The sequence below is a fragment of the Aurantimonas manganoxydans SI85-9A1 genome, from assembly GCF_000153465.1.
Lineage (GTDB): Bacteria > Pseudomonadota > Alphaproteobacteria > Rhizobiales > Rhizobiaceae > Aurantimonas > Aurantimonas manganoxydans.
In genome coordinates this window covers 265,336-277,752 of record NZ_CH672387.1, presented here as the reverse complement: position 1 = coordinate 277,752, position 12,417 = coordinate 265,336, and the positions used below count along the sequence as shown (strand labels likewise).

Below are 12,417 nucleotides of genomic sequence, written 5' to 3'. Positions count from 1 at the left end.
GGTCAGTCGGTGCGGATGCGCCCCTCAACGGTGACGTCGCCGTCTTCGCCAAGGTCGATCACCACGATCTCTCCGGAGGCCGGATAGATGCCGGTCAGAGCGGTGATGTTGACCTGATGGCTGACCAGCGTCGCCTTCCGGCCGCCCGCGTCGAGCTCCGCGAGCCGCGCTTTCAGCGCATCGGTCTGCGCCGCGCCATTGCTGCGGTCGGCGAAGAAGGAATTGAGCTCCGGCGCGGCCATGACCGGACCGAACTCCAGAAGCTCGGCGGTTTCGCTGGACCGGCACCATTGGCTCGCCAGAACCATGTCGATCGCGACGCCGGCCTCGCGCAGCCGGTCGCCGATGCGCCGCGCCTGCGCCCGCCCCTCGTCTGACAAATTGCGCTGGGTCGAACAGTCGCCGAGCGTGAAGGCGGCCGGGTCGCCCGTACCCGGCGCGATGGCATGGCGCATGAGGATGTGGGTGTCCGCGGCCCGCGCCGCATCGAAGCTCTCCTGTGCCGACGCACTCCCTGCAGCGCCCATAAGCAGCGGCAGGGAGACGACGCAGGCGGTCACTGCACTTCGCATGGCGGGCGGCACTCCGGTCGGTTGGCGAACGCGCGGAATTTCGGGCATCGGGCCGGATTCGACAGGGCCGGCGCCCCACGATCGCGTGAGGCGGACGACATGACGCAGCGCCGGACATGCACGACCCACCGCCATTTCTGTGCCGCCCGGCAGTTTCTCTTGTCGCCAATTCCGGCTAGAAGCCGCCCGCGACGCATCAGCACGGGGTCCGGAGACCGCCCATGAACCATTCCGATCCGCAGCCGGACACCGGCGAGACCCAGGCCCGCCTCCTTGCCGAGGCGCTGCCGTTCATGCAGGCCTACGAGAACAAGACCGTCGTGGTGAAATATGGCGGCCACGCCATGGGCAATGCCGAACTTGGCCAGGCCTTCGCCCGCGACATCGCCCTGCTCAAGCAGTCCGGCGTCAATCCGATCGTCGTCCATGGCGGTGGCCCGCAGATCGGCCGCATGCTGTCCCAGATGGGCATCGAATCGCGCTTCGAAGGCGGGCTTCGGGTCACCGACGAGGAGACGGTTAAGATCGTCGAGATGGTTCTTGCCGGTTCGATCAACAAGGAGATCGTCGCGCTGATCAATGCCGAGGGCGAATGGGCCATCGGCCTGTGCGGCAAGGACGGCAACATGGTCTTCGCCGAGAAGGCCCGGAAGACGGTCGTCGATCCCGATTCCAACATCGAGCGGGTGCTCGATCTCGGCTTCGTCGGCGAACCGGTCGAGGTCGACCGTACCCTGCTCGACCTTCTGGCCCGCTCCGAGATGATCCCGGTCATCGCCCCGGTCGCGCCGGGCCGCGACGGCGCCACCTACAACATCAATGCCGACACCTTCGCCGGCGCCATCGCCGGTGCGCTGGAAGCCTCGCGTCTTCTGTTCCTGACCGACGTGCCGGGTGTCCTCGACAAGTCCGGCGAGCTGATCAAGGAGCTCTCCGTCGCCGAGGCCCGCACCCTGATCCGCGACGGCACGATCTCAGGCGGGATGATCCCCAAGGTCGAGACCTGCATCGAGGCGATCGAGAATGGCGTCGAGGGCGTCGTGATCCTCAACGGCAAGAAGCGCCACGCGGTGCTTCTGGAGCTCCTCACCGAGCACGGCGCCGGCACGCTGATCGTCAGGTAGGCCGATCGAGCAGGCGCGCCTCCTCCGCACAATCTGTTCTCCTGACTACGTCGCCGTGCCCAGCAATGTCAGGATGCCGGCGACGATCAGCAGGCAACCCGCCAGCTCCAGCCGGGCGATCTTCTCGCGGAACCAGAACACCGACGAGGCGAAGGTGAAGATCAGTTCGATCTGGCCGAGCGCGCGGACATAGGCGACCTTTTCCAGCGTCATGGCTGTGAACCAGCAGGCCGAGGCCGAAACGCCGACGAGGCCGACCAGCAGCGCCGGCCGCCAGGCCCTCGCGACGGTGACGAGTTCGGCCCGGTCCTTCAGCCCCATCCAGACAAGCATCACGGCGGTCTGGATGCCGGTGGCCCAGACCAGCGTCGTGGCGGCCCGGGCGAGCACGCCGCCCTCCTCCAGCGACAGCGACGCGCCACGAAAGCAGACGGCCGAGATGCCGAAGAAGGCACCCGAGGCGATGCCGATCCCCGCCTCGCGCGAAAAGAGCGCCCGTCGCAGGCTGGCGCCGCCCTTGCGGCCGGCGATCGAGATCAGCCCGACGCCGAAGGCGCCCGCCAGGATCGCGCCGAAGGCGAGCCAGGAGATCGTCTCGCCGAGGATGATCAGGCCGAAGATCGCCGCCTGCACCGGCTCGGTCTTGGAATAGGCCGTGCCGACCATGAAATTGCGGAAGCCGAACAGATAGACCAGCAGGAAGGTCGCGAGGATCTGGGCAATGCCGCCTGCCGCCACGGCGACGAGAAAGGTCGCGTTCACCCCGGGCAGGGTGGCGCCGCCGACGATGTCGAGCGCCACGATGTAGAGCACGGCGAAGGGAAAGCCGAAGCCGAAGCGCGCGAAGGTCGCGCCGGTCGAGCCCATCCGGCCCTTCAGCTGTCGCTGCAGCGACGAGCGGAGGTTTTGCAGGAAGGCGGCGGTGATGGTAATCGGAATCCAGAGCGGCACGGGCGATCCGTCAGTTTGTCTTACCGCCCTCGCTCCCCTATTCGGCGACGCTTGGCAAGGCGCCCGACGCTCGAACCTTCCGGACCCCATGACCGCTCACTCGCCGATCCGCCAGACCGCCGATGCCCGCCCGCAGGATTTCGCCCATGTAACGGAGTGGGTCTTCGATCTCGACAACACCCTGTATCCACGCCACACGAACCTGTTCTCGCAGATCGACCAGCGGATGACGGCCTTCGTCTCGGATTTCCTGACTCTGCCGAAGGACGAGGCCCGGGTGGTACAGAAGGATTTCTACCGGCGCTACGGCACGACCCTGCGCGGGCTGATGCAGGAGCATGACGTCAATCCCGACGCCTTCCTGCAATATGTCCACGACATCGACTATTCCTGGCTCGCCCCCGACACCGCCCTTGGCGACGAGATCCGCGCCCTGCCGGGTCGCAAGTTCATCTTCACCAATGGCGATCGCGGCCATGCCGAACGCGCCGCGCGTCAGCTCGGCATTCTCGACCATTTCGAGGACATCTTCGATCTCGTCGCGGCAGGGCTGGTGCCCAAGCCGGCCTCGCAGACCTACGACAAGTTCCTCGGCCTGCATCGGGTCGATGCGGAGCGCGCCGTGATGTTCGAGGATCTTGCGCGCAATCTGGAAGTGCCCAAGGCACTGGGCATGCGCACGGTGCTGATCGTGCCGCGCAATCTGGAAGAGAGCTTCGGCGACGTCTGGGAGCACGAAGGCCGCGACGGCGATCACATCGACTTCGTCACCGACGACCTGACGACATTCCTGCGCTCCATCCGCCAGGCTTGATGCAAGAAGGGCGACCGGATGCGTTCCGATCGCCCTGCCTGCTCGTCGCGTGTCATGGGTATCAGTCGCCGAGAAGCGACCGGTTCGGGCGCGCCAGCCCCGCCTGCCCGTCGGTCGCCGCATCCGCCATCAGGTCGGATTCAGCTTTCTCGCTCTTGGGGCCCTTCTGGTTGGCCTCGAAGATCGCTTCCATCTGCTCGGTGCCGTTGGGAGCCGTGCCGTCCTTCGCCTGCTCGCGCTCGGCCTTGCTCTGCGCATCGAGATCGCTGCGCTCCGCCGGGTGCTTCTCGCCGTCCCTGGCCATGTGCTGGGGCGTGTCGCGATCCTGCTGGTCGCGCATCATCTCCGAGTCGGTGTCGGTCTTCGTCATTGCAATCTCCTGTCCAGGGTCACGGCGCAATGCGCCAGTGATCTTGCGAAAGCAACGCCGCGTCGGGGACGCGGGTTCCGGAACGGCCGCACAGCGGGCACCGACGCAAAATGCCGTCGCCGGCAGAGGACCGGCGACGGCATTTCTTCATGGATTGCGCGGGAAAGGCCGCGAATTCAGCGACCGACGCAGATGATCGGCAGGACCGAATCCTTCACCGCCGCGGTAGCGTCGGGGACGCTTTCCAGCGGCAGCGAGGCGTCGGCGGTCTCGTAGGCAACGGCGTTGCGGTCGAGGAACGCCACAGCCGCATCGGGGCGCACGGCGAAATTGATCGACTGGGGGATGTCGCCCGTCGCATCGGCAACCGCCACCGCGTTCAGCTTGGCGGTGACCACGCCGACGACACGTCCCGCCAGATCGACGAGGGGGCCGCCGGAATTGCCCGGCTGCACCGGCGCCGAAATCTGCAGATAGCGCTCGTCATTGGCCAGACCCAGCAGCGACGAGACGTTGCCGCGGGTCACGTTGAGGGAATCGGCCAGGATCGAACGTAGCGGGTAGCCGAGCGCCAGGACGTCCTCGCCCAGACGCGGCTTCGTCACGGACATTGCCAGCGGTTCGCCGACCGCACCGTCGACCTTGACCAGCGCCAGATCGTTGTCGGTATCGAGAATCGTCTTCGTGGCGACCTGCTGCTCGCCGACGAGCACGCTGGTGCAGGCCCGCACGACATGGGCGTTGGTCAGGAGCCAGCCATCGTCCGAGACGACGAAGCCGCTGCCTGCCATGTCGAATTCCGGCTTCTGGGCGACCGGGGCCGGTGCGGCCTTGGCCGGAGCCGGGGACGGCATCTCGAAGAGGTTCGGCTGCTTCGGGTCGACCGAAGCCATCGCGTAGCGCGATTCAAAGGCGCCGTTGGTGTGGCTGCGAGCCAGCAGCGCCGAGAAGGCATTCGGCTCGCGTGAGGCGACCAGCGGCGCCTGCGGCTCGCCGGCGAAGGGCTCGAACAGGTTGCCGGCCACAGCCACGTAGGGCCGCATCACCTTGGCCCGGTCCTTGGCGTAGGACACCGAGAAGCCGCGAAGATCGCCGCCCTTTGCCGAGAAGCGCATGACATAGTCGTGGTCACCGGCATTGCCGTCGAGGGTGAACCATTCGCCACCGAACTCGGCATTGGCGACGCTGCGGTCGGGGGTCGGCGTGCTGAGCACATCGAACAGGCCGCGCAGGGTCTGGCCGGTACCGGCGATGCGGACCGTCTCGATCTCGACCGTCTTGTCGGCGGCGCGCCACAGATGGCCGACATCCGTCGGGCCCAGATCCTCGACCAGTCGCATCGGCAGCGGCACGCGCTGGCCGGTCACCGCATCGTCGATCAGCGCCATGCCGGTCGCCGCTTCGGCGCCGTCGGACTTCTGGATCAAGAGACGCAGCATCGCCTCGTCGATGACGCCGTCCGCGACCATGCCGTGCCGGGCCTGGAAATCGCGGATGGCGCGCAGCGATGACGCCGCGATCTGACCATCGTAGGCACCCGCGTAGTCGCCGGTCCAGGACAGGCGGATCTGCAGGCCCTTGCGGAAATCGAGATCGGTCTGATCGTTGTAGGCGACGGCCAGTTGCGAGCCCTGCGCGCCGAAAGACGGCGTCGCCATGGGCATTGCGCCCAGAGCCAGTACCGTCATCAAAACCCGCGCCGAGCGCCGCATGTCATCCCCCATCATCAACCGGTGACAGACAAGCAACGTAGGATGCGCGAAATCGATCCACGAGGCCTTTACTTTTTCTTAATATGGTTGCGAATGCAATTCTTCCTGCGACTGACGAAAGTTCCGCCAGTAGAAATCCGGCCTGTTGCTGTCCGCGTCAGATCGCGGTCAGACGGCGCCGGGCGCCGTGCGTGCCACAGGCCCGGCGGCAGTTCCGTCATCGCCGAGTTCGGCCGCCTCGATCCGCTCGCCGCGGCGCATCAGCTTGTCGGTCGACACCAGGATCTGGTCGATGTCGCGGCCCGCCTGTCCGAAATGCGTGCGCAGCGCCGACACCCGCGCGTCGAGCCGGACGAGATCCTCGCCCAGAAGCCGGACTTCCTTCTGGATGCGCCCCGCCTCGGCCCGCATCCGGGCATCCTTAAGGATTGCCTGCACCACCTGGATCGACAGGAGCAGCAGCGATGGCGAGACAATGACCACGCGCGCCCGGTAGGCCTTCTGGACGATGTCCTCGAAACGCTCGTGCAGTTCGGCGAAGACCGCCTCGGACGGCACGAACAGGAAGGCCGTGTCCTGGGTCTCGCCGGGGATCAGATATTTGTCGGCGATGGCGCGCACATGCACGTCCATGTCGCGGCGCATCCGGCTGGCGGCGAAGGTCCGCGCCTCGTCGCTCTCGGCCTCGCGCAGGGCGGTGAAGGCCTCCAGCGGGAATTTCGCGTCGATCGCCAGCGACGGCGCACCATTCGGCATGCGGATCAGGCAGTCCGGTCGCTTGCCGTTCGACAGCGTCGCCTGGAAGGAATAGGCGGCCGACGGCAGCGCGTCGGCGACAATCGCCTGCATCCGCCCCTCGCCGAAGGCGCCGCGGCTCTGCTTGTTGGACAGGATGTCCTGCAACCGGACGACCTCGCCGGCAAGCCCGCGGATCTCACCCTGCGCCCTGTCGATCACCGCCAGCCGTTCCGTCAGCGCCGAGAGCGAGGCGCTGGTCGCCGTGCCGGTCTCGCGGATCGACTGGCCGACGCGGGTGGAGAGTCCGTCGAAGCGTTCGGCCAGTGTCCGGGTCAGGTCCGCCTGCCGCGAGCCGATGATCTCCGCCATAGTCTGCATGCGGCCGGTGATCTCGGCCTGGGAGCGCAGCACCGCGTCAAGCCGCTCCGACGCCTCGCTGTCGCTGCGGTCGGCATGGTCGCCCGCGTCTCGCGCGGCGCGGCTGGCCCGCCGCCACAGGACGAAGAACAGGGCCGCCAGCCCTGCCAGCAACGCTTCGGCCAGCGTCAGCGGATGATCGCCGAGAAAGATGACGGGAGCCGAGAAGGCTGCGGCGAAGGCGGCGCTGTCCATGACCGAACTCTAGCGGGCGACCCTTAACGAATCGGGACCAAAACGCGAACATAGACCATCCCGCCCCGCCTGACGACGGCGGGCCATGATCCAGACCGGCGGAAAGCCGGCCGGGGGCCTTCATCCGAGATTGACCGGCTTCGTGCCAGCCATTACCTGAACGCCATGACGATCAAGCCCCTCATCATCCTGCCAGACCCGGTTCTGCGCCAGACCTCCAAGCCAGTCGAAACGGTCGACGACCAGGTGCGTCGCCTCGCCGACGACATGCTGGAGACGATGTACGACGCCCCCGGCATCGGCCTTGCCGCCATCCAGATCGGCGAGCCGCTGCGCATGATGGTGATCGACGTCTCCAAGGAAGAGGAGGAGAACGCTCCGCGCATCTTCCTCAATCCGGAAATCCTGACGATCTCCGACGCGGTCAGCGTCTATGAGGAAGGCTGCCTGTCGATCCCGGACTATTACGCCGAGGTCGAACGGCCGGCCGAGGTCACGGTGCGCTATCTCGGCCTCGACGGGAAGATGCACGAGGAGACTGCCGACGGCATCCTGGCGACCTGCGTTCAGCACGAGCTGGACCATCTGAACGGCGTCCTGTTCATCGATCACATTTCCAAGCTGAAGCGCGACATGGTGGTCAAGAAGTTCACCAAGGCCGCCCGCAGAACCGCCTGAGCGACGCGGAGGGGACCATGGCGCTGCGCGTCGTCTTCATGGGAACGCCGGCCTTTTCCGTGCCGACGCTCGCTGCCCTGGCGGCGGCCGGTCACGACATCGTCGCCGTCTACACCCAGCCGCCGCGCAAGGCGGGTCGCCGTGGCCTGACGCTGACGCCCTCGCCGGTTCAGCTCGAGGCCGAGCGGCTCGGCCTGCCGGTGCGCGCGCCGCTGAACTTCAAGGATGCGGCCGACCGCGAGGCCTTCGCCGCCCTCGACTGCGACGTCGCCGTGGTGGTCGCCTACGGGCTGCTGCTGCCCCAGGCGGTGCTCGACATGCCCCGCCGGGGCTGTCTCAACGGCCACGGCTCGCTGCTGCCGCGCTGGCGCGGTGCGGCGCCGATCCAGCGCGCCATCGAGGCGGGCGATGCCGAAACCGGCATGATGGTCATGCGGATGGAAGCCGGCCTCGACACCGGCCCGGTTGCGCTGACCACCGAGACCCCGATCGCCGCGACCGACACGACCGCCGACCTGCACGACCGGCTGGCGGAGATCTGCGCGACGCTGATGGTGGAGGCGCTGGACAAGCTCGAAGCCGGCACGCTGGCCTTCGAGGATCAGGATTCGATCGCCGCCCGCACCGGCCGCGCGCCAATCTATGCCGCCAAGATCGACAAGGCCGAGGCGGCGCTCGACTTCACCGGCGACGCGTCCGGCATTGCCCGCAGGATCAATGCCTTTTCGCCCTTCCCTGGCGCCTGGACGATGATGAGCTTCGGCGGCGCGCCCGAACGGGTGAAGTTGCTGCGCGCGGCGGCCGAGACCGGCGACGGCGCACCCGGCACGCTTCTCGACGACCGGCTGCTGATCGCCTGCGGCACGGGCGCGGTCCGCATCCTCGAACTGCAGCGGGCCGGCGGACGCCGCATGAGCGCCGAAGAGCTCCTCAAGGGAACGCCGGTTCCGGCGGGCGGCCGCGCCGGCGCGGCCTGATGCCCCGTTTCAAGCTGACCATCGAATATGACGGCACGCCCTATTGCGGCTGGCAGCGTCAGAAGACCGATTTGTCGGCGCAGGAGGTAATCGAGACCGCGGTCGAAGGCTTCACCGGTGAAGCGGCGACCCTCTTCGCCGCCGGACGCACCGATGCCGGCGTCCATGCGAGCGGCCAGGTCGCCCATGTCGATCTGCGGCGGGACTGGGAGCCGGACACGGTGCGCGACGCGCTCAACGCGCACCTGCGTGACGCGCCCGTCGCGATCCTGTCGGCCGAGCGGGTGGCCGACGATTTCGACGCCCGCTTCTCGGCCCGCAAGCGCTTCTATCTCTACCGCATCTTCAACCGCCGGGCGCCGACGGCGCTGCTGATCGGGCGGGTCTGGTGGGTGTCGAAGCCGCTGGATGTCGATGCCATGCACGCGGCGGCCCAGCGCCTCGTCGGCACCCACGATTTCGACACCTTCCGCTCCGCCCATTGCCAGGCGAAGAACCCGATCCGCACGCTGGAGCAGCTGGATGTCGTCCGCGGCCCGGGCGAGGAAATCCACATCCACGCCATGGCGCAGTCCTTCCTGCACAATCAGATCCGCTCCTTCGCCGGATCGCTGAAGCTGGTCGGCGAAGGCCACTGGAGCGCGGCGGACCTCGTCGCCGCGCTGGAAGCCCGCGACCGCAAGCGCTGCGGCCCGGTGGCCCCGCCGGACGGGCTGTATCTGACCCGGGTGGAATACGGCACCGCGCCCAAGCGCACCCTGCCGCCCTATCCGGGCTGAACGCGCGTCAGATCAGCCGGATGCCGGTCAAATCCATCACCGCGCCATAGCTGATCAGCGAGATGACGATCATGCCGATGGTGATGATCGCCGCCCCGGCCATGTCCTTGCCGGTGGCCATGTAGATCAGCCGCACGGTCAGCGCGATGGAGGCGATGGTCACAAGGAGGCCGAGCGCCGACAGGCCGTTGCCGGGCCCGAGGGCGAGCATCAGCAGCCAGTAGGGCGCGAACACCCAGGCCAGCAGCGCCCCGCCCCAGTTCGTCGCCACCACCAGCGGCACGATCTTGCGCGAATAGCCGACGCGTTTGGCAACCAGCATCAGGATCAGGATCGGCAGCGTCCAGGCGAGGAAGTCGGCCAGCGCATGGGCGCCATAGACCGGCACCGCGCCGTAGCCAGCCGCCGTGCCGGTACGCGGCGCCGACGTCTCGAACTCGATCCAGGACAGGGCCACGGGCGGCAGCGCCACGAGCATGGCCGAAAACGACTGCCAGAAGCCGTCCGCCGACAGGTCGAGGCGCTTCAGCCCTTCGGCGCGCCCGGCCATCAACAGGGCGACGCCGGAAAAGAAATTCAGGACGTGGTCGAGATTCGGCACCAGATCAGGCGTGGGCGGCAAACCAGCGGGCGATGAAGGTTTCATAGATCCTCGTCAGCGTCTCGAGATCCTCGACAGGCACCCGTTCATTGGACATGTGCATGGTCTTGCCGACAAGCCCGAATTCCACAACCGGGCAAAAGTCCTTGATGAACCGGGCATCCGACGTGCCGCCGGAGGTCGACAATTGCGGCTGGCGACCGGTGACCGCCTTCACCGCGCCGGCCAGCGCCTGCGTCAACGCATCGTCCCGCGTCAGGAAGGATTCCGAGGGCCGTGCCCGCCAGACGATCTCGACATTGGCGGCGTCGCGGCCCTCCCGGAACCGTCCCGAAGCGGCCGCCGCCTCGATGCGCCGGGTCAGCTCGACCTTGAGGCTGTCCGGCGTCCAGCGATCGCTGAACCGCACGTTGAAGAACAGGCGGGCCCGCGCCGGAATGACATTGACCGACCCGTTGCCCGTGTCGATCGAGGTGATCTCCAGGTTGGAGGCGGGAAATTCCGCCGATCCCGCGTCAAGCGGTTCGTCCATCAGCGCCTCGGCGATCGCCGTGAGGGTGCGCAGCGGATTGTCGGCCAGATGCGGATAGGCGACGTGGCCCTGAACGCCCGTGATGCGCAGCTCGGCCGACAGCGAACCGCGCCGGCCGATCTTGATCATGTCGCCCATCGCCGCCGGATTGGTCGGCTCGCCGACGACGCAGGCGTCGAAGCGTTCGCCGCGCGCGCTCGCCCAGTCGAGGAGCTTCACCGTGCCGTTGACCGCCGGACCTTCCTCGTCGCCGGTGATCAGCAGCGAGACCTGGCCGGCCGGATGCCCCGCCCGCTCCACTTGGCGGGCATAGGCCGCGACGAAGGCGGCAATGCCGCCCTTCATGTCGACGGCGCCCCGGCCATAGAGCTCGCCATCGACGATCGCAGCGGAGAACGGCCCCTCGCGCCAGTCGCTCTGGTCGCCCGGCGGCACAACGTCCGTGTGTCCGGCGAAGACCAGATGCGGCCCGGCCGCTCCGGCGCGGGCGAACAGATTCTCGACGTCGGGCGTGTCGATGTCGGAAAACACCGGGCGTTCGACGGCAAAGCCCAGCGGCGCCAGTATCTCCTGCAGCGCGGCGAGCGCACCGCCTTCGGCGGGCGTCACGGACGGGCAGCGGATCAACCGCGTGAGGATCGCGACCGGGTCGGTCGCATCATCGCTGCGGGCGGTGGAAACGGGCGAGGAAACAGTGTCGGTCATGACCGACCGGGATAGATCAGATGATGCCGCAACGCCACCAGCCGGCACGGACTTCGCCTGTCGAGAGCACGTGCCACGTTTCCGCCGCGTTCGGCACGGACAGGCAGGACAGGGGAATTTTCGCGAGGGGACTGCATGACATTGCCGAGGATCGCCATCGACGGCTCTGCGTGCGTCACTCGGGCCGCATTGTTCGGCCTGATCGCGTCGCTGGCGGCCCTTGCCGGCTGCATCGCCGACGGCCCGGGCGGATCGCCCATGGGGATCGCCGTTGCCGGCAAGGAAACGGCGGATGTGGCGGACGATGCCGAGTCGCCGGCGGAAGCGGACGTTGCCGTCGCCACCAGGGAAGCGAGGGCCGCGGCCGAAACCGGCACCATCTCCGGCAGCGCCTCGCTCGACAGGCTGATCGAACGCCACGCCGCCGAGGCGGGCGTTCCCGCCCCCCTCGCCTATGCGGTCGTGCGGGTGGAAAGCCGCTACAATCCCAAGGCGCGCGGCAACGGGGTCTACGGCCTCAGCCAGATCAAGCCGGCCACGGCCCGGTCGCTCGGGTTTTCCGGCCCGGCCAGCGCGCTGCTCGATGCCGACACCAACCTCACCTACGGCATGAAATATCTGAAGGGCGCCTGGGAAAAGGGCGGCCACGACGTCTGCCAGGCCTCGATGAAATACAAGGGCGGCCACCGAGCCACCCGCATGAGCGCCTCGGCCCAGCGCTATTGCTCCGCCGTCAAGGCGCACATGGCCGAAGTGTCGAAGCGCCGCCGCGCGCCGGGAACCGTCGCCGAGCCCGAACCCGAACCGGGCCTGATGGGCACGCTCGTCGCTGCCGTGACACCTGCCCCCGACAAGCCCGCCGCGACGCCGGCCAAGGCCGCACGGCATGCCGCTGCCGAGCCGGCGAGGGCCAACGAAACCGCGACTGCCACACCCGCCAGCGAACCGGCCGTGGCGCGACGCGGCGACACCCCCGTCGTCGCAGCCGCCTATGTTGCCGCACCGAAGTCTGCGGCGATCCCGCGGCCGGTTGCGCGCACCGAAGCAGGCGAGACGGCCGCGTCAGCGCCCCCGCCTGCGACGGCCGCGGCTCCTGAAAAAGGCAAGGGCGGCCGCATTGCCTCGCGTCCGGCCAGCGCATCCGCCGATGCCGATTCCCTCGCCGCCCGCATGGCCGGCATGGACGAACCGGCGACGGAACTGCGCGGCAGCGCAGCGGACTGAGCGTCGGCTTCAGCGTGAGCCGGTCGGC

The 12,417-nt window shown here is 68.0% G+C and carries 13 protein-coding genes; 6 read left to right on the top strand and 7 right to left on the bottom strand.

Annotated elements, in window-relative coordinates:
* Window positions 1-2: 2 nt before the first annotated feature.
* Window positions 3-572, bottom strand: coding sequence for a histidine phosphatase family protein (locus SI859A1_RS01610; protein ID WP_009208135.1), 570 nt, complete (start codon window positions 570-572; stop codon window positions 3-5).
* A 221-nt stretch (window positions 573-793) separates the two neighbouring features.
* On the opposite strand from SI859A1_RS01610, the gene argB reads away from it, so the two are divergent.
* Complete coding sequence (argB, locus tag SI859A1_RS01605) at window positions 794-1,696, top strand: acetylglutamate kinase (RefSeq protein WP_009208133.1); 903 nt, start codon at window positions 794-796, stop codon at window positions 1,694-1,696.
* Window positions 1,697-1,741: 45 nt separating this feature from the next.
* Here argB and SI859A1_RS01600 read toward each other — a convergent pair whose 3' ends face one another.
* Window positions 1,742-2,647, bottom strand: a complete 906-nt coding sequence (locus tag SI859A1_RS01600; protein ID WP_009208132.1) for an EamA family transporter — start codon at window positions 2,645-2,647, stop codon at window positions 1,742-1,744.
* A gap of 88 nt (window positions 2,648-2,735) precedes the next feature.
* Between SI859A1_RS01600 and SI859A1_RS01595 the strand changes: the two genes are divergently transcribed.
* Window positions 2,736-3,461: a pyrimidine 5'-nucleotidase gene (locus tag SI859A1_RS01595; RefSeq protein ID WP_040324983.1), complete on the top strand. Its 726-nt coding sequence runs from the start codon at window positions 2,736-2,738 to the stop codon at window positions 3,459-3,461.
* Between the two features lie 61 nt (window positions 3,462-3,522).
* On the opposite strand, the gene SI859A1_RS01590 is transcribed toward SI859A1_RS01595, so the two are convergent.
* The 3 genes from SI859A1_RS01590 to SI859A1_RS01580 form a co-directional block, all read right to left on the bottom strand.
* Complete coding sequence (locus tag SI859A1_RS01590; RefSeq protein WP_040324981.1) at window positions 3,523-3,831, bottom strand: hypothetical protein; 309 nt, start codon at window positions 3,829-3,831, stop codon at window positions 3,523-3,525.
* A 176-nt stretch (window positions 3,832-4,007) separates the two neighbouring features.
* Window positions 4,008-5,489, bottom strand: coding sequence for a serine protease (locus SI859A1_RS01585; protein ID WP_244400858.1), 1,482 nt, complete (start codon window positions 5,487-5,489; stop codon window positions 4,008-4,010).
* 222 nt (window positions 5,490-5,711) lie between these two features.
* Window positions 5,712-6,893, bottom strand: a complete 1,182-nt coding sequence (locus SI859A1_RS01580; protein ID WP_009208129.1) for a DNA recombination protein RmuC — start codon at window positions 6,891-6,893, stop codon at window positions 5,712-5,714.
* A gap of 165 nt (window positions 6,894-7,058) precedes the next feature.
* Here SI859A1_RS01580 and def point away from each other — a divergent pair, with 165 nt between their 5' ends.
* The 3 genes from def to truA are packed head-to-tail and all read left to right on the top strand — an operon-like array spanning window position 7,059 to window position 9,327.
* Window positions 7,059-7,571, top strand: a complete 513-nt coding sequence (gene def, locus SI859A1_RS01575; RefSeq protein WP_009208128.1) for a peptide deformylase — start codon at window positions 7,059-7,061, stop codon at window positions 7,569-7,571.
* A gap of 17 nt (window positions 7,572-7,588) precedes the next feature.
* A complete protein-coding gene (gene fmt / locus SI859A1_RS01570; RefSeq protein ID WP_009208127.1) occupies window positions 7,589-8,548 on the top strand; it encodes a methionyl-tRNA formyltransferase in 960 nt (319 codons plus the stop codon).
* Window positions 8,548-9,327, top strand: a complete 780-nt coding sequence (truA, locus tag SI859A1_RS01565; RefSeq protein WP_009208126.1) for a tRNA pseudouridine(38-40) synthase TruA — start codon at window positions 8,548-8,550, stop codon at window positions 9,325-9,327. Before fmt ends, truA begins: the two co-directional genes overlap by 1 nt.
* A 7-nt stretch (window positions 9,328-9,334) precedes the next feature.
* Here the strand turns inward: truA and SI859A1_RS01560 are convergent, their stop codons facing one another.
* Window positions 9,335-9,928 carry a hypothetical protein gene (locus SI859A1_RS01560; protein ID WP_009208125.1) on the bottom strand — a complete coding sequence of 198 codons (594 nt, stop codon included), beginning with the start codon at window positions 9,926-9,928 and terminating at the stop codon, window positions 9,335-9,337.
* Window positions 9,929-9,932: 4 nt separating this feature from the next.
* On the bottom strand, window positions 9,933-11,165 hold the full coding sequence (gene dapE, locus SI859A1_RS01555) for a succinyl-diaminopimelate desuccinylase (protein WP_009208124.1): 1,233 nt from the start codon (window positions 11,163-11,165) through the stop codon (window positions 9,933-9,935).
* 135 nt (window positions 11,166-11,300) lie between these two features.
* On the opposite strand from dapE, the gene SI859A1_RS20110 reads away from it, so the two are divergent.
* Window positions 11,301-12,389, top strand: coding sequence for a transglycosylase SLT domain-containing protein (locus tag SI859A1_RS20110; RefSeq protein WP_009208123.1), 1,089 nt, complete (start codon window positions 11,301-11,303; stop codon window positions 12,387-12,389).
* The last annotated feature ends 28 nt before the right edge of the window (window positions 12,390-12,417 follow it).